Origin of the sequence: Trujillonella endophytica, assembly GCF_900110555.1 — a bacterium.
Lineage (GTDB): Bacteria > Actinomycetota > Actinomycetes > Mycobacteriales > Geodermatophilaceae > Trujillonella > Trujillonella endophytica.
Genome location: NZ_FOEE01000006.1, coordinates 78648 through 98670 on the forward strand (window position 1 = coordinate 78648; position 20023 = coordinate 98670).

Genomic DNA, 20023 nt, shown 5'->3' on the forward strand with positions numbered 1-20023 from the left:
CCCGGGGTCAGTGCGCGCCGATGCCCCGGGCCCGCGCGGCCAGCACGACGAGGTCGACGACGGACTCCATCGGCAGCGCCGTCCCGTCGACCACCAGGTGGTAGTGCCGGCAGGAGCGGGGATCGACCCGGTAGAAGTGCCGGACGTAGGCCTCCCGTGCGCGGTCGTTGGCCTCCAGTTCCCGGCGCACGTCCTCGCGCGGGCGCCCGGTGCGCGCGACGACCATCGCCACGCGGCGCTCCGGCGGCCCGTCCAGGCGCACGTGCAGCGCGTCGGAGCGGTCGTGCAGCACCAGCCCGGCCGCCCGCCCGAGGACCACTCCCCCGACGCCCGCGGCGATCTCGCCGAGCACCCGCTCGGTCTGCTCCCGGAAGGCCCGCTCGTCGGGGATCCCGGTCAGCGGCACGACGCCGCCCACCGGGTCCGGCACGCTGCCGAGGGAGGCGACCAGCCGCCACAGCCCGCGGGCCACGCGCTCGTCGTTCTCCTCCGCCTCGGCCACCGGCACGCCCAGCCGCCCGGCCACCTGGAACGGGATGGCGCGGTCGTGGAAGGGCAGGCCCAGCCGCTCGGCCACCGCCGGGCCCACGTCCACCCCGCCGGCGCCGTAGGACGCCGAGATCGTCACGACGCCCACGACTGCGCCTCCGTCCGTCCGGTCAGGTGCTTGCCGAGGAAGACGGCATCCGGCGCGTCGGCGTAGATGCCGTAACCGGGGACCGGACCGTAGCCGCGCCGGGCGTACAGGGCCAGGGCCTCGGGCTGGCGCTCGCCGGTGTTGAGCACGACGGACCGGTGCCCGGCCGCCGCGGCGCTCGCCTCGACGGCGTCCATCAGCAGGCCGGCGAGACCGAGCCGCCGCACGTGCGGGGCCACGTACACCCGCTTCACCTCCACCACACCCGGAGTGTGCACCCGCCAGGCCGCGCAGCCCGCTGCCTCGCCGTCGACCTCGGCGACCAGGAACAGCCCGGCGGGCGGCTCGAACTGCGCGGGGTCGACGACCGCGTCGTCGGGGCCGCCGTAGCGCACGACGTACTCCTGCTGCACCGCCGCGACCAGGGCCCGGCCGGCCGGGGAGTCGTATCCGGCCGGGTACAGCCGCACCACCCGCCCGTCGGGCAGCGCGCGCTCGACCCCACCCGACCTGACCCCGTCATGAGAAGTGGACATGTCCCGTTCCTCCCGCCCCCAGCGCCTCGGCGACCGCGGCCGCCGGCCGGCCGTCGACCCGGACGCCCGCCCCGAGGTCGCCCGTTGCCGCCGCGACGGCGCCGATCACCGCCCAGCCCGCGGGCAGCCTCGCATCCGCGGGGAAGGTCGCCAGGAGCGCGTGGTCCTCCCCACCGGTGAGCACCCACGCCATCGGGTCGACCCCGAGCGCCGCGCCGACCTGGTGCAGCGGGCCCGGCGGGTCCAGCGCGACGGCCGCGAGCGCCGCCCCGTCGATCTCCACCACCACCCCGCTCGCGACCGCCAGGTGGCCGGCGTCGGCGAGCAGGCCGTCGCTGACGTCGCACATGGCGGTGGCGCCGGCGGTGGCGGCGGCGGGCCCGGCCGCGTAGGGCGGCTCGGGCCGCCGGTGTGCCCGCACGGCCGCGATGGCCTCCCCGCCCACCCCGCTGCACCCCCGGCGCAGCACCGCCAGCCCGCACGCCGACCAGCCGAGCCGCCCGGCCAGCGCCAGGACCTCCCCGGGCGCGGCCCCGGAGCGCAGCACCGGCCGCCGGCCGCCGAGGTCGCCCAGCGCGGTGACCGACAGGACGACGGCGCCGCTGTCGGGGGCGGCGGCGACGGTGTCGCCCCCCACCACCGCAGCGCCCAGCGGCCCGGCCTCGGCGGCCAGCCCGTCGGCGACCTCCTCCAGCCAGCCGACCGGGGTGTCGGGCGGGCAGGCCAGCCCGACCAGCAGGGCCGTGGGGACGGCGCCCATCGCGGCGACGTCGGCGAGGTTGGCGGCGGCGGCCTTGTGCCCGACATCGGTGCCCGAGGACCAGTCGCGGCGGAAGTGCCGCCCCTCGACCAGCACGTCGGTGGTGGCGACCACCCGGCCGTCGGGCGTCCGGACCACCGCGGCGTCGTCGCCGGGGCCGACCTCCGCGGCGCGCGCGACGCCCGCCCGGGCGACGACGCGGTCGATGAGCGCGAACTCGCCGAGGCCCGCGACGGTGCCGCCGGGACGGTCGGGGGCGGCTGGCCGCGTCACGGGGTGCTTCCGGTCACTGGGGTAGGTTGCCAGCCGACCCGCCGACCGGCGGCGACGACCCGGCGGCAGCGCTGCCCGAGGAAGGTTCTCCCGTGGTCCACGCCTACATCCTGATCCAGACCGAGGTCGGCAAGGCCGCACAGGTGGCCACGACGATCGCCGAGATCGCGGGCGTCACCAGGGCCGAGGACGTCACGGGCCCCTACGACGTCATCGTCCGCGCCGAGGCCGAGACCGTCGACGAGCTCGGTCGCCTCGTCGTCGCCCGGGTGCAGTCGGTCGACGGCATCACGCGCACGCTGACCTGCCCCGTCGTCAACCTCTGAGCCCCTGAGCGAGCACCCCCGCCCGGAGGACGGCGACACCGCCGAGCCCGCCGTCCCCGCGGACGACGAGACCCCGGACACCGGCGCCCCGGAGACCGGCGCCCCGGACCCGGCCGCCCCGGACCCGCTGCGGCGGGCCGCCCTGGTGGTGACCGCGGTCGTCGTGCCGCTGCTGGTGGCCCTGCTGGTACTGGTCAACCTCCGCGGCGACGACGCCGGCGACGACCCGCCGGCACAGGTCAGCGGCCCGGCGAGCACCGCCCGGGCGGACCTGCCCGTGCTCGAGGTGCCGGTCCCCCCGGTCACGCCCGAGGCCGACGCCGCGTGCCCGGCGTTCATGACCGAGCTGCCGATCGAGCTGGCCGGCCAGGCGTCCCGGCGGGTGCTGTCGGACACCCCCTACGCCTACGCGTGGGGCGAGCCGCCGATCGTGCTGCGCTGCGGGGTCGAGCGCCCGGCCGGCTTCGTCCTGGGCGCGGAGCAGTTCAACCTGAACCAGGTGCGGTGGTTCCTCGACGACTCCGACCCCGACGTGACGGTCTGGACGGCCATCGACCGCCCGGTGTACGTCGAGATCGCCGTGCCCGCCAGCATCGACAGCGAGCCGGTGGTCACCCTCGGCGGGCTGATCGCCGCGACGATGCCCGCCCAGGAGCCGCTGCCGGGCTGATCAGCCCGGCAGCCGGTCCAGCTGCGTGGCGACGACGGCGACGACCTCGTCGGTCGCCGCGCCCACCGTCGCGCTCACCGCGCTCACCGCGACGCTGAACACCCCGTGCGCGCACCAGGCGAAGGCGGCCGGGCCGGTCACCCGGGACTCGGGGTCGGGATGGGAGACGGTGAGCAGCCGGCACCCGTCGGGCAGCGCCACGGGGTCGTGCACGAGCATGCCGGCGTAGTGGTCCGCGCCGTCGCCGGCGAGGTCCTCGGCGTAGGCCGCCGCCCCCTCGACGGCGTCGAACTGGTCCACGAACACGCTGGTCACGGTGCCGCCCGGCGTCCCCCAGAACCGCTCCCAGCCGTACCGGTAGCCGTAGTCCTCGAGCACCGCCCGCTCGTAGGCCGGGTCGTCGGCGTAGCCGGCGACGTCCGCGAGGGACTTCTCCCCCGCAGGCGGGTCGACGTCGGCGTCGGCGACGCGTGCCAGCCCGGACGGCACCTCGGTCACCAGCAGCGCCGACAGCTCCCCCGCCGACCCCGGGGTGCGCGCGGCGGCGGCCTGCACCGGGTCGGCCGACCCGTCGTCGTCCCCGCTCCCGGTGCCGCACGCGGCGGCGGCGAGGACGGCGACGAACGCGGCGACCGGGCGGGCGCACCGCCGCCGGCTCACCGACCGGTCCGGGAACCGCCGGCCGACCCGGCGAGCGCGGCGGCGACGAGCCGGTCCACGAGCTCGGGATAGGTGACCCCGCTGGCCGCCCACATCCGCGGGAACATCGAGATGGGGGTGAACCCCGGCATGGTGTTGACCTCGTTGATGACCAGGCGGTCCTCGCCGCCGGGCCCCGTGCCGAGGAAGAAGTCGACCCGGGCGAGGCCCTGGCAGTCCATCGCCAGGTAGGCGCGGGTGGCCGTCTCCTGCACGAGGCGCAACTGCCCGGGCGTGAGGTCGGCCGGCACGTCGAACTCGACGGCGTCCTCGAGGTACTTGGCGTCGAAGTCGTACCAGTCGGTGCCCGGCTTGAGCCGGATCTCCGCGGGCAGGCTGGCCTCCGGCGGCCCACCATCGGGACCGGCGAGCACGCCGCACTCGATCTCCCGGCCGGGGACGGCGGCCTCGACGACCACCTTGCCGTCGACCGCCGCCGCCGTGGCCACCGCCTCGGGGAACTGCGCCCAGTCGGTGACCTTGGTGATGCCGATGCTGGACCCGGCGCGGGAGGGCTTGACGAACACCGGCAGCCCCAGCCGCTCCCGGGCGGCCTCGTCGAGCACCGCGGGGTCGGCGCACAGCGCGCCGGTGGCGTCGCGCAGCACCACGTGGTCGCCCTGGGGCAGGCCCGCGGCGGCCAGGAGCTTCTTGGTGAACTCCTTGTCCATCGACGCGGCGCTGGCGAAGACGCCGGACCCCACGTAGGGCAGGCCGCTCATCTCCAGCAGGCCCTGCATCGTGCCGTCCTCGCCGTAGGCGCCGTGCAGCACGGGGAAGACGACGTCGATCCCGACGAGCCCGCCCTCGACGGCGGCGAGGGCTCCTCCGGCGCCGAGCACCCCCAGGCCACGCCCGCCGGGATCGCCGACCAGGGTGACCGGCGTGCCGCCGATGACCTCCGGGAGCTCGCCGCCGGCGATCGCCAGGCGCTGGCCGGCATCGGCGAGGACCCACCCGCCCTCGCGGGTGATGCCCACCGGGACGACGTCGTAGCGGTCGGGGTCCAGCGCCGCGAGGACGCTCCCGGCCGAGACGCAGGAGATGGCGTGCTCGGCGCTGCGACCGCCGAACACGACCGCGACGCGCAGCTTCCGTGCCTGTCCGCTCATCGGCAGGGACCCTAGTCGAGCAGTGCAGGCTCGCCCGGACGGCCGCGGCGGGGCCGGTGTGGGAACCTCGTGGCCGATGTCCGAGGACCCCGGCGCCGCCGCGACCGCCGCCCCCGCCGGAGCCCCGGGACGCGGGGCCGCTCCGGACGGGCCCGTCGGCGCGCCCTTCCCGCTGGGCCTGCGGCTGGCCGGCGCCGCGGTGCACGCCTACACGGCGCTGGGCACCGTGCTCGCGTTCCTCGTCGTGATCGCCGCCATCGACGGCGACGTGGAGGCCGCCCTCTGGCTGGGCCTCGCGGCGCTCTTCGTCGACGGCACCGACGGCATGCTGGCCCGCCGCGCCCGGGTCAAGCAGACGATCCCCTGGTTCGACGGGGCGCTGCTGGACAACATCGTCGACTACCTGACCTACGTGTTCGCCCCGGTCGTGCTGCTGTGGACCGCCGGCTACCTCCCCGAGGGGCTGCCGGGCTGGCTGCTCGCCGCGCTGCCGCTGCTGGCCTCGAGCTACCAGTTCTGCCGGGTCGACGCGAAGACCGACGACCACACGTTCCTCGGCTTCCCGAGCTACTGGAACATCGTCGCCTTCTACGCGATCGTGCTCGACGCGAGCGAGCCGGTGCTGGCCGTGTTCCTGGTCGTGCTCGCGGTGCTGGTGTTCGTGCCGATCCGCTTCCTCTACCCCTCGCGCAGCGGGGCGCTGCGGACGCTGAGCCTGGCCCTGTCGGCCGTCTGGGCGGTCACCTACGCCGTCCTGCTGCTGCAGTACCCCGACCCGCACCCGCTCGTGGCCGTGGCCTCGCTGGCCTACGTCGCCTACTACTGGGGCGTGAGCCTCTGGCTCACGGCACTGGCGGCCCGGAGCCGCCGGGCCGCCAGTGGCGCGTCAGCGGCTCAGAGCCGGTAGAGCCTGCGGGCGTTCTCCCCGTAGATCTTGGCCTGCGTGCCCGACCCGAGGGTCTCCATCTTGTCCTTCACGCTCGCCAGCGGGCTCGGGTAGAGGCACGTCGGGTGCGGGAAGTCGGTCTCGAACAGGATCCGGTCCTCGCCCACGGACTCGATGAGCGACGGCAGGTTGTTCCGGTTGTTCTCGAACCAGAAGGTCGCGTACATGTTGGACTTGAAGTACTCCGACGGCGGCTTCTTCAGCGCCGCGAGGTCGGCCTTGGCGTTCTCGTTCATCTCGTAGTCCAGCGCCTCGAGGATGAACGGGATCCAGCCCACGCCGCTCTCCACCGACACGGTCTGCAGGTCGGGGTGCCGGTCGAAGATGCCGGACAGGATCAGGTTGGTGACGACGCGGGCGTTGCCGATGAACAGCAGCGTCCCGCCGATGGCCAGCTTGGTGCTCTCCTTCTGCGAGGCCCAGGCGTAGTTGCCGTAGAAGGTCATCGCCGTGACGCTGGCGCCGATGTGGAAGTGCACCGGCATCTCCAGCTCGGAGCAGACCTCCCAGAACGGGTCCCAGTCGTGGCTGGCGAGGTCGGGGGCCCCGAGGTCCTGCGGGTCGGAGGTCATGTTGACCCCGCGCAGGCCCAGCTCGGCGCAGCGCCTGGCCTCGCGCACGCACTCGGCGACGCTGTAGGCCGGCATGAGCGGCATCGGCAGCAGCCGGTTGCCCGACTCCGCCTGGATCTCGGCCATCGCGTCGTTGTAGATCTCGATGGTCAACCGCTGGAGGACGGGGTCGCCGGCCTGGCTCAGCCCCTGCCCGCCGAGGCCGATCGTGCTGGGGAAGATCACCTGGTGGTCGATGCCGCACTCGTCGAGGACCTCGAGGCGCACCTTGGGGTCGTAGGCGCCGACGTGCACGTCCTCCGTCGTCCAGGTGGTCAGCACCTGGGCGTCCTCGGACTTGGTGCCGTCCTTGGCGATCACGGCGCCCGCGGCGAACATGCCGACCGTGGTGCCGTTGAAGACCCAGGAGGGCTGCCCGTCGACCACCTCCACGTGCGGGACCTGGTCCTTGTACTTCGCGGGAGCCCGAGAGGTGAACATGTCCGCGGGCTCCGACCAGTGCGAGTCCGCGTCTACGACGAGCATGTCTCCGATAGCCATGGGGCCGGAGCCTAGGGGCGAGGTGTGATCCGGACAACACCTCTCGTGTCCCTTACGGGAGAGCGTCCGAGAAGGACCCGGCGTGCCGGCGCGGGTCGCGCACCACGAGCTCGACGTTGCGGTCCTGGGGGCCGCCCGCCAGCCCGGAGCGCAGGCCCGCCCACGGCACGTTGGCCGACAGCTCGCGGTGCAGCGAGGCCAGCGCCCGCGGGTCGCGCGCGGCCGGGTCCAGCGCCGCGGGCGGCTGGGCGGGGCTGTCGTGGTCGACCATCGTGCACACCAGCGACAGGGTCCCGTCGCCGTTGTCCAGGAACTCCACGAGCCGGGCCTGGCCCGGCCAGTCGACCACCGCGCACGTGGTCACCTCCCAGAAGCCGCGGCCGGGTTCTCCCGGGGAGAGCCAGGGCCGCACCTCGCTGACGTGGGTGTGGCCGTTGAGCCACAGCACCACGTTGTCGAAGCGGTGCAGCAGGTCGACCAGGTCCGGGCCGCCGAGCACGCCCTCCTCGCCGGGCGGGCGGGCGCGGAAGGCCTCCGAGCGGGTCAGCGTCGTGGACCCGTGGTGGGAGAGCAGGACGACCAGCCGGTCGGCGTTGCCGGTGTCGACGCGGGTGCCGTCGGGCTCCAGGTGGGTCGAGGAGACCTCCCGCAGCCGCTCGACCAGCCACCGGGCCTGGACCGCGTCGACCGACCCGGCGCTGCCGCCGGTCACCCGGGTGGTGTCCAGGCACAGGACGCGGACGCCGGGCAGGCCGTCCCACGCGTAGTACGCCGTGCCGTCCCGGTAGTTGTCGGCCGTGAAGCCGTGCCCTTCGGGCGTGCCCGGGTCCGACAGGTGCGCGGCGACGAACGAGCGACGGTCGACGATCCGGCGGTCGGCCAGCGGGGTGACCGTCCGCGAGGGCGCGGTGGTGAACACCTCCGACGAGTGCGTGAACAGCCGGACGGCGTCCTCCAGCGGCAGGTCCGGGGAGATCTCCACGGGCTTGCGGTCGGCCAGCAGGTACTGCTGCAGCGCCGGGGTGGGCACGCCGACGCCCTGGATGAGCGCCTCGTGGTTGCCGTGGCAGCCCAGCCAGGGCAGCCGCAGCCCCTCGGCGGAGAAGCCGGCGAAGGCCGCGTCCAGGAGCCCGGGGCGGTGCGGGAACCCGTGCCGGTCGCGGAACAGGTCGGGCTCGCCGTCGACCTCCGGGCGCCAGAACAGGTCGTGCGGCCAGCCGGCGGCCTGCACGCCGTCGTACGCGGTCAGCCCCGCCCCGGGGTACACGACGCCGCCGGCGAGCAGGTCCAGCCACAGCGACAGCTCGTTCCACTGGGCGTTGTCGATCGCGTCGCCGGTGGTGACGACCACCTGCAGCGGGTGCCCGGTGCGCGGCCCGCCGCGGACGGCGTTGAGCGTGCGCACGAGCGCGTCGATGGCGTGCGCGGTGAGCGCCTCCTGCGGCCGCTGCATCGGGACCAGCGCGGCCATCCGGGGATCGGCGGCGAACCGGTTGAAGAACTCGAACCGGGCCGGGGAGCAGACGTCGGCCAGCTGCATGTCGGTGACGTGGGCGAGGCAGGCGATCGCCCGGGCGCCCGTCCGCGGCGGCTCCCACGAGGCGCCCACCAGCTCGCGGCGCACCCGGTGCGGTTCGCCGGGCTGCCAGGCCAGTGCGTGGTACGGGGTGTCGCGGCCCAGGCGCAGCACCTCGCCCGCGCCGAGCACCCGCTCGAGGGTCGTGCGGCTCAGCGGGGACCCCCTCCGGTGCCGTTCCCGAGGGCCGGGTCCAGGGCGGCCGCCAGCGCCGCGGCCAGGTCGGCCACGACGTCGGCGGTGTCCTCGATGCCGCAGGAGAACCGCACGAACCCCGGCGGGACGTCGTCCCCACCCCACTGGGCGCGCCGGTCCACCGTGCTGTGCAGCCCGCCGAAGCTGGTCGCCGCGGCCCACAGCCGGCTCGCGGCCACCAGGCGGGCGACGGCGTCCTCGCCGGGCAGCACCGCGGACACGACCCCGTTGGGCCGCAGCATCTGGCGGGCGGCCAGCTCGGCCGACGGGTCGCCGGCGAGCCACGGCCAGCGGACGCCGCTCACGCCCGGGGTGGCGGACAGCAGCTCCGCGACGGCCCGGGCGTTGTCGGCCTGCCGACCCAGGCGCAGGTCCAGCGTCGCCATCGAGCGGTGACCGAGCCACGCCTCGAAGGGGCCGGGCGTGCCCCCGGTGCGGTCGCGCCAGCCCTTGAGCCGGTCGTACACGGCGTCGTCGGCCGTGCTGACGTGGCCGAGCAGCAGGTCGCTGTGCCCGGTGAGCGCCTTGGTGTCCGAGCCGACGGTGAGGTCGGCACCGAGCGCGAGGGGGCGCTGCCCCAGCGGCGTCGCGGTGGTGTTGTCGACGACGAGCAGCGCGCCGGCCGCCCGGGTGGCGCGCGCGACCGCCGCGATGTCGCAGACGTCGAGGGTCGGGTTGCTCGGCGTCTCCAGGAGCACCAGCCGGGCACCGTCGAGGCCGCCGCGCGCCGCGACCGCCCCGATCTCGAGGGTCGGCACGTACTCCACCCGCAGCCCGAGGCGGTCGAGGTCCTCGCGGCCGAGCACCCGGGTGGCGTAGTAGCCGTCCGCGGGCAGGACGACGCGGTCGCCGGCGGCGGCCAGGGCCAGGACGGCGGCGCTGACGGCGGCCATGCCGGTGGCGAAGGACAGGCACCGGCCGCCGTCGAGCTCGCCGAGCGCGGCCTCCAGCACCCGCAGCGTCGGGTGCTCGGTGCGGGCGTAGGCGTCGGCACCGCCGGCGCGCGGGGGGTGGTCGCCCAGGTGGAACGGCGCGGCGAAGACCGGCGAGGGGCGCAGCGGCGCGCCGGGGACGACGGGCTCCTCCCCCGCGCGCACCGACCGGGTGCCGTCCCCCCACCGGGGAGCGGGTGCGCTCACTCGGCCTTGGCCTCTCGCGACATGATCTCCTTGACCATCTGCGCGGCGGTCACGCCCTCGTGGCAGACCCGGACGACGGCCTCGGTGATGGGCATCTCCACGCCGTGGGCCAGGCCGAGCTCCAGGACCGGCCGGCAGCTCTTGACCCCCTCGGCGGTCTGGCGAGTGCTGCGCTGCACCTCCTCCAGGGACATCCCGCGGCCGAGCTTCTCGCCGAAGGTGCGGTTGCGCGACAGCGGCGAGCTGCACGTGGCCACGAGGTCGCCCAGGCCCGCCAGCCCCGCGAAGGTGGTGAGCTCCGCGCCCAGGGCGGAGCCCAGCCGCGCGGTCTCGGCCAGGCCCCGGGTGATGAGGGAGGCGCGGGTGTTGTCCCCGAAGCCCATGCCCTCGGCCACGCCGCAGGCCAGCGCGATGACGTTCTTGACGGCCCCGCCGAGCTCGCAGCCCACCATGTCGGTATTGGTGTAGGGCCGGAAGTAGGCGGTCAGGCACGCCGCCTGGATCGCCGCGGCCCGCTGGTGGTCGGGGCAGGCGATCACGGTGGCCGCGGGCTGCTCCTCGGCGATCTCGCGGGCGAGGTTCGGCCCCGACAGCACGGCCACCCGGTCCGCCCCGGCCCCGGTCACCTCGCAGATCACCTCGCTCATCCGCTTCGTCGTGCCCAGCTCGATGCCCTTCATCAGCGACAGCAGGCTGGCGTCGGGCGGGAGCAGCGGGGTCCAGGCGGTGAGGTTCTCCCGCAGCGACTGCGAGGGCACCGCGAGGACCACGACGGAGGCGCCGTCGAGGGCCTCGGCGGCGTCGGTCGTGGCCCGCAGCGACTCCGGCAGCCGCACCCCCGGCAGGTAGTCGGCGTTCTCCCGGTCGGCCGTGATCGCGGCGGCCAGTTCGGGCCGGCGGGCGTGCAGGGTCACCGCGCAGCCGGCGTCGGCCAGCACCTTGGCGAACGTCGTCCCCCACGAGCCGGCGCCCAGGACGGCCGCCCGGACGGCGCCGGTCACGCGGCGTTCCCCGGCAGGTCGCCCGGCAGCGAGCGGCGGGGACGCGGGGAGAAGCCGGCCGGGGCCGGCTCTCCGCGGAGCTCGGCGAGTTGGTCGCGCACCCGGCCCATGATGAGGTCGGTGGTCTCGCGCAGCAGGTCGGGCGACAGGGCGCGGCCCGCGCGCACCTGCGCGCGCAGGACGTCGAGGTCGACCGGATGGCCGACCAGGTAGTCCGCCGGCTGCCGCGGACGCAGCCGCAGCTTCTTGGCGTGGTAGTCGTGCACCCGCTGGGGCCCCCACTGCGCGACCGGGACGACGGCCGCGTCGGTGGTCAGCGCCAGGCGCGCGACCCCCGTCCGCGCCTGCATCGGCCACCAGTCCGGATCCCGGGTGACCGAGCCCTCGGGGTAGATCACCACCAGGTTGCCCGCCTGCAGGTCCGCCCGGGCCGTGGCCAGGGAGCCGGCGGCGTCGGTGGAGTCGCGGGCGACGGGGATCTGCCCGGCGTGCCGCAGGATCGTCCCTGCCAGGCCCTTGAAGACCGACTGCTTGGCGAGGAAGTGCGGCACGCGGCCGGCGTCCCAGACCAGCCGGGCGCACGACAGGGGGTCCATCACCGAGACGTGGTTGGCGACGAGCAGCACCGGCCCCGTGGCCGGCACCCGCTCCGGGTGCCGGTACCGCAGCTTGAACAGCAGGGACGCCGTGGGGTAGATGACGACGACCGCCAGCCGCAGCGACCACGGGATGCGGCCGCGGGTCTGCCGCTTCGGCGGCCGGCGCGCGGCGCTCGTCGCGACGGCCCGCTGCCCCGCCGTCTCCGGGGACGACTCCTGCGTCACCGGCACCCCTCTCCCTCGTGTGATCCGCACCATGATCGACCCTGCCGCGCGCCCGGCGGGCCACCGGGTCCTCCCGCGCGCCGCCGTCCGCCCGGCCGGTGTGCTCACATTGTGGCCGTGGAGTGGTCCGTCGTCGTCCCCGCCAAGCGGCTGGCGGTGGCCAAGACGCGCCTGTCCCCGCTGACCGCGCCCGACGGCGCGCTGCACGCCGAACTGGTGCTCGCGCTGCTCGCCGACACCGTGAGCGCCGCCCTGGCCGCGGCCGCGGAGGACGCGGTGGTGGCCGACGTCGTCGTCGTCACCGACGATCCGCGGGCCGCGGAACTGGTCGCGCGCCTGGGCGCGCGCACGGTGCCCGACGAGCCCGACCGCGGCCTGAACGCCGCCCTCGCCCACGGCGCCCGGGCCGCGCGGACGGCGGCGGTCGCCGCCCTCTCCTCGGACCTGCCCGCGCTGCGCCCGGCCGAGCTCGGCGAGGCCCTGCGGGCAGCGACCGGGCACGCCCGCTGCCTGGTGGCCGACGCCGTGGGCACCGGCACCACCCTGCTGACCGCGCGCGACGGCGACCTCGCCCCCCGGTTCGGGCCGGGGTCGGCGGCCGTCCACGCCGCGGAGGGCGCCCGCCCGCTGCCCGGTGACCGGCCGGGGCTGCGCCGCGACGTCGACACCCCCGACGACCTCGCCGCGGCGGTGCGGCTGGGTGTCGGACGCCACACCGCCGCCCTGCTGGGCCGCCTGTCGCTGCCGGCGCCCCCTCGCTGACCAGCGGGGACGCCGTCCCGTCGCTCGCCGTTCACCTTCCTGCGGCACGATGACGCCGTGGCCGAGACGACGACGACCGAGCCCTCCGCCGCGCGCGCCGAGCTGCCTCCCGACCGCTTCCTCAACCGGGAGCTGTCGTGGCTGGACTTCAACGCGCGGGTGCTCGAGCTCGCGGAGGACGACACGCAGCCGCTGCTGGAGCGGATGAAGTTCCTGGCCATCTTCGCCAGCAACCTCGACGAGTTCTACATGGTCCGGATCGCCGGGCTGAAGCGGCGGCAGAGCACCGGTCTGACCGTCCGCTCCCCCGACGGGCTGACCGTGCGCGAGCAGCTGGCACGGGTCACCACGCGCACGCAGCAGCTCGTGCACCGGCACGCCGACTGCTTCGCCGGTGACGTCCGGCCGCTGCTGGAGGAGGCCGGGATCCGCATCGTGCACTGGGACGCCCTGTCCGACGCCGACGCGCTGCGGCTGCGCGAGTACTTCCGCGACCAGATCTTCCCGGTGCTGACCCCGCTCGCGGTCGACCCGGCGCACCCCTTCCCCTACATCAGCGGCCTGTCGCTGAACCTCGCCGTGTCGGTCCGCGATCCGGACACCGGTGCCCCGCGGTTCGCCCGGCTGAAGGTGCCCAACAACGTGCCGCGCTTCGTCCAGGTCTCCCTGGCCGAGTCCCTGGCCACGTTCCTCCCGCTGGAGGACCTGATCGCCGCGCACCTGCCGGCCCTGTTCCCCGGGCTGGACGTGCTGGACCACCACCTGTTCCGGGTGACCCGCAACGCCGACCTGGAGGTCGAGGAGGACCGCGACGAGGACCTGCTGCAGGCGCTTGAGCGCGAGCTGGCCCGCCGCCGGTTCGGCCCGGCGGTGCGGCTGGAGGTCCACGAGACGATGGACCCGCGCATCCTCGACGTGCTCGTGTCGGAGCTGGAGGTCAGCCGCACCGACGTCGTCACCGTGCCGGGGCTGCTCGACCTGGCCGCGCTGATGGCGCTCTACGAGCTCGACCGCCCCGAGCTCAAGGACGAGCCGTTCGTCCCGGCCACCCATCCCCGCCTGTCCGAGGGCGAGACGCCCAAGAGCGTGTTCGCGACGCTGCGCGAGGGCGACGTGCTGGTCCACCACCCCTACCACTCGTTCGCGACCAGCGTGCAGCGCTTCATCGAGCAGGCGGCGGCCGATCCGGACGTGCTGGCGATCAAGCAGACGCTGTACCGCACGTCCGGCGACTCCCCCATCGTCAACGCGCTGATCGACGCGGCCGAGGCGGGCAAGCAGGTCGTCGTCCTCGTCGAGATCAAGGCGCGCTTCGACGAGGAGGCCAACATCTCCTGGGCCCGCGAGCTGGAGCGGGCCGGCTGCCACGTCGTCTACGGCCTGGTGGGGCTCAAGACGCACTGCAAGACCGCGCTCGTGGTGCGCCGCGAGGGCGGCGTGATCCGCCGCTACTGCCACATCGGCACGGGCAACTACAACCCGAAGACGGCGCGCCTGTACGAGGACCTCGGCATCCTCACCGCCGACCCGCGGGTGGGCGCGGACCTGACCGACCTGTTCAACACGCTCACCGGCTACTCCCGCCAGACGGCGTACCGGCAGCTCATGGTCGCCCCGCACGGCGTCCGGACCGGGCTGGTGGAGAAGATCCGGCGCGAGGCGCGGCTGGCCACGGAGGGCCGCCCCGCCGGCATCCGCTTCAAGGTGAACTCGCTGGTCGACGAGAAGGTCATCGACGCCCTCTACGACGCCTCCTGCGCCGGGGTCCCGGTGGAGCTGTTCATCCGCGGCATCTGCACGCTGCGCCCCGGGGTTCCCGGCCTGTCGGAGAACGTGCGGGTGCGATCGATCGTGGGCCGCTTCCTGGAGCACTCGCGGGTGTTCTCCTTCGGCAACGCCGGCGAGGGCGACTGGTGGATCGGGAGCGCCGACCTCATGCACCGCAACCTCGACCGCCGCGTGGAGGTGCTGCTGCGGGTCTCCGACGAGGGCGCCCAGCGGCAGCTGCAAGCAATGTTCGACTCCGCCATGGCCCCTGACGTGCGCTGCTGGGAGCTCGGCCCCGACGCGCAGTGGACCCGCCGGGAGGGCCGCGACCACCAGGCGGAGCTGGTCGCCTCCGTCGCCGAGCAGGTCGGCTGAGGTGGCCCCCGGGGAGGGCGGCATGCTCGTCGCGGCCGCGGGGGGCGCGGTCTGGCGGACGACGGCGGACGGCGGGATCGAGACCGCGGTGGTGCACCGCCCGCGCTACGACGACTGGTCGCTGCCGAAGGGCAAGCACGACGAGGGTGAGGCGCTGGTCGAGACCGCCGTCCGCGAGGTGGGCGAGGAGACCGGCCTGTCCGTCGTCGTCGGCCGGCGCAGCGTGCAGACGGAGTACGCCGTCGAGGCGGGCACGAAGCGGGTCGACTACTGGCTGATGGAGGCCGTCGGCGGCCGGTTCGAGCCCGGCGCGGAGACCGACGAGCTGCGCTGGCTGCCGGTCGACGACGCCGCCGCGCTGATGACCCACGACCACGACCGCGCGGTGCTGGCCGACCTGGCGCGGACCGACGTCCCACGGGCCCCGACGCTGCTGCTGGTGCGGCACAGCCGCGCCGGCAGCCGGTCGGACTGGGACGGCGACGACGACCTGCGCCCGCTCGACGGCAAGGGGCGCCGCCAGGCCCGCCGGCTGGCCGAGGTGCTGCCGCTGTTCGCGCCGACGGCGGTGCTCTCGGCGGAGCGGACCCGGTGCCGGGAGACCGTCGAGCCGCTGGCCGCGGCGCTCGGGCTGCCGGTGCAGGCGCTGCCCGAGGTCGGCGAGGAGGAGTTCGCCGCCGATCCGCAGGCGGGGCTGGCCGCCGTCGAGCGCTTCCTGGAACCCCGCCCGGCGCCCGGGGTCACCGTGGTGTGCAGCCAGGGCGGGGCGATCCCCTCGATCCTGATGAGCCTGGGGGTCCGCTGGGCCGGCGTCGCCGGGGCCCTGTGGCCGCCTGCGGCCAAGGGCAGCACCTGGGTCCTGGGCGGGCACGCGGGCGGGCTGCTCGCCGACTACTACCGCAACTTCGACCCCGAGACCGTCGAGGAGTAGGAGGCGATCCCCACGTCCGGGGCGCGGACGTGGGGATCGCCTCCTGGGCCGCGCAGCGGCGGCCCGGCTACAGCTAGCCGCCGAGGACCGGCAGCGCCCGCGGCGTCCACGCCGGGCGCGCGGTCTCGTAGGCCTCGATGTCGTCGAGGTGGCGCTCGGTGAGGCCGACGTCGTCCAGCCCCTCGAGCAGCCGCCAGCGGGTGTAGTCGTCGATCTGGAACTCGACGACGCGCTGCTCTCCCCCGGTGCCGCGCCAGCGGACCTCCTTGGCCCGCAGGTCGACGGTGACCTCGGTGGTGGGGTCGGCCTCGCTCGCCTCCCACAGCGCCTCGACGTCGGCCTGCGGGAGCAGCACGGTGAGCAGCCCGGACTTGGTCGAGTTGTTGCGGAAGATGTCGGCGAACCGCGAGCTGATGACCGCGCGGAAGCCGCCGTCCATCAGCGCCCAGACGGCGTGCTCGCGGGAGGAGCCGGTGCCGAAGTCCGGGCCGGCCACGAGCACCGAGGCGCCGGAGTACTGCGGCCGGTTGAGCACGAAGTCCGGCTCGTTGGTGCGCCAGGCCTCGAACAGCCCGTCCTCGAAGCCGGTGCGGGTGACCCGCTTGAGGTAGACGGCCGGGATGATCTGGTCGGTGTCGACGTTGCTGCGGCGCAGCGGGGCGGCGGTGCCGGTGTGGGTGGTGAAGGCGTCCATGTCTTCGAACTCCAGCGATCAGGCGTCGGCGGGGACGAGGTCGGCGGGCGCGGCCAGGTGGCCGGTGAGCGCGGTCGCGGCGGCGACGGCCGGCGACACCAGGTGGGTGCGCCCGCCCTTGCCCTGCCGGCCCTGGAAGTTGCGGTTGCTGGTGGACGCCGACCGCTCGCCCGGAGCCAGCTGGTCGGGGTTCATGCCCAGGCACATCGAGCAGCCCGCGCTGCGCCACTCGGCGCCCGCCTCGACGAAGACCCGGTCCAGGCCCTCCGCCTCGGCCTGCGCCTTGACGCCGACCGACCCGGGGACGACGAGCATCCGGGTGCTCGCGTCGATCCGCTTCCCGCGCAGCAGCTCGGCCGCGACCCGCAGGTCCTCGATCCGGCCGTTGGTGCAGGAGCCGAGGAAGACCGTGTCGACGGCGATCTCGCGCAGGGGCGTGCCCGGGGTCAGGCCCATGTAGGCCAGCGCGCCCTCGATGTCGCGGCGCTCGTTCTCGTCGGCGACGTCGGCCGGGTCGGGCACGCGCCCGGCGATCGGCAGGCCCTGCCCGGGGTTGGTGCCCCAGGTGACGAAGGGCGTCAGCGTCGTCGCGTCGATCACGACCTCGCGGTCGAACACGGCGCCCTCGTCGGTGCGCAGCGTCTCCCAGTAGGCCACCGCGGCGTCCCAGTCGGCGCCCTGCGGGGCGTGCGGCTTGCCCTGGAGGAAGTCGAACGTGGTCGCGTCCGGGGCGATCAGCCCCGCCTTGGCGCCGGCTTCGATGGACATGTTGCAGATCGTCATCCGGGCCTCCATCGACAGCTTCTCGATGGCGCTCCCCCGGTACTCGATCACGTGCCCCTGGCCGCCGCCGGTGCCGATCTCGGCGATGACGGCGAGGATGACGTCCTTGGCGCTCACGCCGGCGGGCAGCTCGCCGTCGACGGTGACCGCCATCTGCTTGGGCCGGTACTGCGGCAGCGTCTGCGTGGCGAGCACGTGCTCGACCTCGCTGGTGCCGATGCCGAAGGCCAGCGCGCCGAACGCGCCGTGGGTGGAGGTGTGGCTGTCGCCGCAGACGATCGTCATGCCGGGCTGGGTCAGGCCCAGCTGCGGGCCGATGACGTGCACGATGCCCTGGTCGCGGTCGCCCATGGGGGCCAGCCGGATGCCGAACTCGGCGGCGTTGCGGCGCAGCGCGTCGACCTGCGCACGGCTCACCGGGTCGGCGATGGGGGCGAGGATGTCGAGGGTGGGGACGTTGTGGTCCTCGGTCGCCATGGTGAGGTCGGGACGGCGCACCCGGCGCCCGGCGGCCCGCAGACCGTCGAAGGCCTGGGGGCTGGTGACCTCGTGCACGAGGTGCAGGTCGATGTAGAGCAGGTCGGGCTCGCCCGCGGTGCTGCGCACGACGTGGGCGTCGTAGACCTTCTCGGCCAGGGTCTTGGGCACTGCTCGGTCCCTCCGGGGAGCGGGTCCCACTGGCTTCTCACACAGTGGGATGTAAGTATTGCTGTGTGGGACAGCCTAACCCCGTTGCCGTGCTGGACAAAGCAGTGGCGATTCTCCGCGCCGTGGCCGACGAACCGGCCACGCTCGCCGAGCTCGTCGCGCGCACCGGGCTGCCCCGGGCCACCGCCCACCGCCTGGCGGTCGCGCTGGAGGGCCACCGCCTGGTCCGGCGCACGTCCGCGGGTGCGTGGGCGCCGGGCCCCGGCCTGGCCGAGCTCGGGCGCAGTGGCGCCGACCTGGGCGAGGTGGCCGGCCGGCACCTGGCGGCGCTGCGCGACGCCAGCGGCGAGAGCGCGCAGTTCTACGTGCGCGACGGCGCGGCCCGGGTGTGCCTCGCCGCCGCCGAGCGCGCCTCGGGGCTCCGCGACACCGTCCCGGTGGGCGCGCGCCTGCCCATGACGGCCGGCTCCGCGGCGCACGCGCTGCTGGCCTTCGCCCCTGCCGAGGAGGTGACGCCGCTGCTGTCGGCGGCCAGCTTCACCGCGCGCACGCTGCTCGACGTCCGCCGGCGCGGCTGGGCGCACAGCATCGCCGAGCGCGAGCCGGGGGTGGCCTCGCTGTCCGCGCCGGTCCGCGACGCCACGGGCGGCGTCCTCGGCGCGGTGTCGATCAGCGGGCCGGTCGAGCGTCTGGGCCGCCGCCCCGCGCCCGAGGTGGTGAGCGCCGTGCTCGAGGCCGCCGGCGCGATCGGCCGCGCCGCCCGGTAACGCCTGCCCTCCGACTCTTCCGCGACGCGGCCCCGGGCGCGTACACACCCCGGCATGACCGAGACCGCGACCCGCGGCCGGGCCCGGCTGGCCGACCCCGGCGAGGGCATCGGCCTGGACGAACTGGCCCTGGCCACCCGCAACCACGGGATGCCGCTGGAGGCGCTGCGCCACGACGTCACCCCGCCGGGCCTGCACTACGTGCTCACCCACTACGACATCCCCGCCGTCGACCCCGAGCGCTGGCGGCTCGAGGTCACCGGGGCCGTGGACCGGCCGCTCGAGCTCGACCTCACCGCCCTGACGGCGCGGCCGGCACTCAGCGCCCGCGTCACCATCGAGTGCGCCGGCAACGGCCGCGCCCGGCTGCAGCCGCGGCCGGTCAGCCAGCCGTGGCTGCTGGAGGCGGTGGGCACGGCCGCCTGGACCGGCGTCCCCCTGGCGGCGGTGCTGGCCGAGGCCGGAATCACCGCGGGCGCGGTCGACGTCGTGTTCACCGGCGCCGACCACGGCGTGGAGCGGGGGGTCGAGCAGGACTACGCCCGGGCGCTGCCGCTCGCCGAGGCCCTGCGCCCCGACGTCCTGCTCGCCTGGGAGATGAACGGGGCCGCCCTGCCGCCGCAGCACGGCGCGCCGCTGCGCCTGGTCGTGCCCGGCTGGTACGGCATGGCGCACGTGAAGTGGCTGACCCGCATCGAGGTGCTCGACCGGCCGTTCGAGGGCTTCCAGAACGCGAAGGCCTACCGGCTCAAGGCCGACCTCGACGATCCGGGGACGCCGGTCGACCGGATCCGCCCGCGCGCGCTGATGGCCCCGCCCGGGTGGCCGGACTTCATGACCCGCGAGCGCTTCCTGCGCCCGGGACCGGCGACGCTGAGCGGCCGGGCGTGGTCCGGCAGGGCGCCGCTGCGCGCCGTCGAGGTCAGCACCGACGGCGGCGCGACATGGGGCGCCGCCGACCTGGCCGCCGCCGATCCGGCCGCGCCCTGGGCCTGGCGCGCGTGGACCGCCCCCTGGACGCCGGAACCCGGCCGCCACGAGCTCGTCGTCCGCGCGGTCGACGAGCTCGGCGCCCAGCCGCTGGAGCAGGAGTGGAACCGCCAGGGCATGGCCAACAACGCGGTGCAGCGCGTGCCGGTCACCGTCCTGCCGGACTAGTGCGGCGCGGCGCCGGAACCGTCGTCGGTGCCCTCGCCCGAGGCCTGCGCGTGCACCTCGGCCGGATCGACGACGATCGGCCGCAGCCACGACCACAGCGCGAACGCCCCGGCGAAGACCAGCATGGCGAGCCCGGTCCACAGGTTGGCGTTCACGCCGCCGGTCGCGGCTTCGCCGTTGTCGGAGTCGACCACGCCGTAGACGGTCAGCACGACGCCGTAGAAGCCGATGAGCGCGGCGATGATGTTGCGGACGTCGAAGGCGCCGGCGGAGTGCTTGCGCGCCGACTCCCCGCTCGGGCCGGGGCCGGCCGCGCTGGCGGAACTGCTCAT

Annotated in this window: 21 protein-coding genes; 8 read left to right on the forward strand and 13 right to left on the reverse strand. The window is 75.3% G+C overall.

From position 1 onward, the window contains the following. Positions 1–7: 7 nt before the first annotated feature. From BMY88_RS11040 to BMY88_RS11050, 3 genes are read right to left on the reverse strand one after another with little or no spacing between them, the layout of a single operon-like run. Positions 8–637, reverse strand: a complete 630-nt coding sequence (locus BMY88_RS11040; RefSeq protein ID WP_091943074.1) for a cytidylate kinase-like family protein — start codon at positions 635–637, stop codon at positions 8–10. After that, the gene (locus tag BMY88_RS11045) at positions 625–1173 is read right to left on the reverse strand and encodes a GNAT family N-acetyltransferase (RefSeq protein WP_091943076.1); all 549 of its coding nucleotides are present in this window, start codon (positions 1171–1173) and stop codon (positions 625–627) included. Before BMY88_RS11045 ends, BMY88_RS11040 begins: the two co-directional genes overlap by 13 nt. Further along, positions 1157–2206, reverse strand: a complete 1050-nt coding sequence (locus tag BMY88_RS11050; RefSeq protein ID WP_091943078.1) for a thiamine-phosphate kinase — start codon at positions 2204–2206, stop codon at positions 1157–1159. Before BMY88_RS11050 ends, BMY88_RS11045 begins: the two co-directional genes overlap by 17 nt. Positions 2207–2298: 92 nt before the next feature. On the opposite strand from BMY88_RS11050, the gene BMY88_RS11055 reads away from it, so the two are divergent. Further along, a complete protein-coding gene (locus tag BMY88_RS11055; protein ID WP_091943080.1) occupies positions 2299–2532 on the forward strand; it encodes an Lrp/AsnC ligand binding domain-containing protein in 234 nt (77 codons plus the stop codon). A 145-nt stretch (positions 2533–2677) separates the two neighbouring features. Further along, positions 2678–3202 (forward strand): DUF3515 domain-containing protein, encoded by a 525-nt coding sequence (locus BMY88_RS11060; RefSeq protein ID WP_244524600.1) that lies wholly within the window; start codon positions 2678–2680, stop codon positions 3200–3202. Here BMY88_RS11060 and BMY88_RS11065 read toward each other — a convergent pair whose 3' ends face one another. Together BMY88_RS11065 and BMY88_RS11070 are read right to left on the reverse strand one after the other, a co-directional pair. Continuing rightward, positions 3203–3862 carry a hypothetical protein gene (locus BMY88_RS11065; protein ID WP_091943082.1) on the reverse strand — a complete coding sequence of 220 codons (660 nt, stop codon included), beginning with the start codon at positions 3860–3862 and terminating at the stop codon, positions 3203–3205. Then, a complete protein-coding gene (locus BMY88_RS11070) occupies positions 3859–5013 on the reverse strand; it encodes a D-alanine--D-alanine ligase family protein (protein ID WP_091943084.1) in 1155 nt (384 codons plus the stop codon). Before BMY88_RS11070 ends, BMY88_RS11065 begins: the two co-directional genes overlap by 4 nt. Positions 5014–5089: 76 nt before the next feature. Between BMY88_RS11070 and BMY88_RS11075 the strand changes: the two genes are divergently transcribed. Continuing rightward, a complete protein-coding gene (locus tag BMY88_RS11075) occupies positions 5090–5920 on the forward strand; it encodes a CDP-alcohol phosphatidyltransferase family protein (RefSeq protein ID WP_244524601.1) in 831 nt (276 codons plus the stop codon). Here BMY88_RS11075 and BMY88_RS11080 read toward each other — a convergent pair. The 5 genes from BMY88_RS11080 to BMY88_RS11100 are packed head-to-tail and all read right to left on the reverse strand — an operon-like array spanning position 5908 to position 11806. Beyond that, the gene (locus BMY88_RS11080) at positions 5908–7071 is read right to left on the reverse strand and encodes an amidohydrolase family protein (protein ID WP_091943086.1); all 1164 of its coding nucleotides are present in this window, start codon (positions 7069–7071) and stop codon (positions 5908–5910) included. The genes BMY88_RS11075 and BMY88_RS11080 overlap by 13 nt on opposite strands. Before the next feature lie 52 nt (positions 7072–7123). Then, on the reverse strand, positions 7124–8779 hold the full coding sequence (locus BMY88_RS11085) for a TIGR03767 family metallophosphoesterase (RefSeq protein WP_170861069.1): 1656 nt from the start codon (positions 8777–8779) through the stop codon (positions 7124–7126). A 20-nt stretch (positions 8780–8799) separates the two neighbouring features. Continuing rightward, entirely contained in the window at positions 8800–9981 is a 1182-nt protein-coding gene (locus tag BMY88_RS11090; protein ID WP_091943090.1) for a cystathionine gamma-lyase, read from the reverse strand. Further along, positions 9978–10982, reverse strand: a complete 1005-nt coding sequence (locus BMY88_RS11095) for an NAD(P)H-dependent glycerol-3-phosphate dehydrogenase (RefSeq protein ID WP_091943092.1) — start codon at positions 10980–10982, stop codon at positions 9978–9980. The genes BMY88_RS11090 and BMY88_RS11095 overlap by 4 nt, the downstream gene beginning before the upstream one ends. Next, on the reverse strand, positions 10979–11806 hold the full coding sequence (locus BMY88_RS11100; RefSeq protein ID WP_244524602.1) for a lysophospholipid acyltransferase family protein: 828 nt from the start codon (positions 11804–11806) through the stop codon (positions 10979–10981). Before BMY88_RS11100 ends, BMY88_RS11095 begins: the two co-directional genes overlap by 4 nt. Before the next feature lie 117 nt (positions 11807–11923). On the opposite strand from BMY88_RS11100, the gene cofC reads away from it, so the two are divergent. Genes cofC through BMY88_RS11115 form a run of 3 tightly spaced genes read left to right on the forward strand, consistent with a single transcriptional unit; the run spans position 11924 to position 15641 of the window. Next, complete coding sequence (gene cofC / locus BMY88_RS11105) at positions 11924–12568, forward strand: 2-phospho-L-lactate guanylyltransferase (protein ID WP_244524603.1); 645 nt, start codon at positions 11924–11926, stop codon at positions 12566–12568. Positions 12569–12625: 57 nt separating this feature from the next. Next, the gene (locus tag BMY88_RS11110) at positions 12626–14710 is read left to right on the forward strand and encodes an RNA degradosome polyphosphate kinase (protein WP_244524604.1); all 2085 of its coding nucleotides are present in this window, start codon (positions 12626–12628) and stop codon (positions 14708–14710) included. A 22-nt stretch (positions 14711–14732) separates the two neighbouring features. After that, positions 14733–15641: an NUDIX hydrolase gene (locus BMY88_RS11115; protein ID WP_091943407.1), complete on the forward strand. Its 909-nt coding sequence runs from the start codon at positions 14733–14735 to the stop codon at positions 15639–15641. Positions 15642–15714: 73 nt separating this feature from the next. On the opposite strand, the gene leuD is transcribed toward BMY88_RS11115, so the two are convergent. Together leuD and leuC are read right to left on the reverse strand one after the other, a co-directional pair. After that, complete coding sequence (gene leuD, locus BMY88_RS11120; protein ID WP_091943096.1) at positions 15715–16335, reverse strand: 3-isopropylmalate dehydratase small subunit; 621 nt, start codon at positions 16333–16335, stop codon at positions 15715–15717. Positions 16336–16353: 18 nt separating this feature from the next. Next, entirely contained in the window at positions 16354–17766 is a 1413-nt protein-coding gene (gene leuC, locus BMY88_RS11125; RefSeq protein ID WP_091943098.1) for a 3-isopropylmalate dehydratase large subunit, read from the reverse strand. An 89-nt stretch (positions 17767–17855) separates the two neighbouring features. Here leuC and BMY88_RS11130 point away from each other — a divergent pair, with 89 nt between their 5' ends. Beyond that, entirely contained in the window at positions 17856–18533 is a 678-nt protein-coding gene (locus BMY88_RS11130; protein WP_487410553.1) for an IclR family transcriptional regulator, read from the forward strand. Positions 18534–18587: 54 nt separating this feature from the next. After that, entirely contained in the window at positions 18588–19691 is a 1104-nt protein-coding gene (locus tag BMY88_RS11135; protein WP_091943101.1) for a sulfite oxidase, read from the forward strand. Here the strand turns inward: BMY88_RS11135 and BMY88_RS11140 are convergent. Beyond that, positions 19688–20023: a hypothetical protein gene (locus BMY88_RS11140; RefSeq protein WP_091943103.1), complete on the reverse strand. Its 336-nt coding sequence runs from the start codon at positions 20021–20023 to the stop codon at positions 19688–19690. The genes BMY88_RS11135 and BMY88_RS11140 overlap by 4 nt on opposite strands.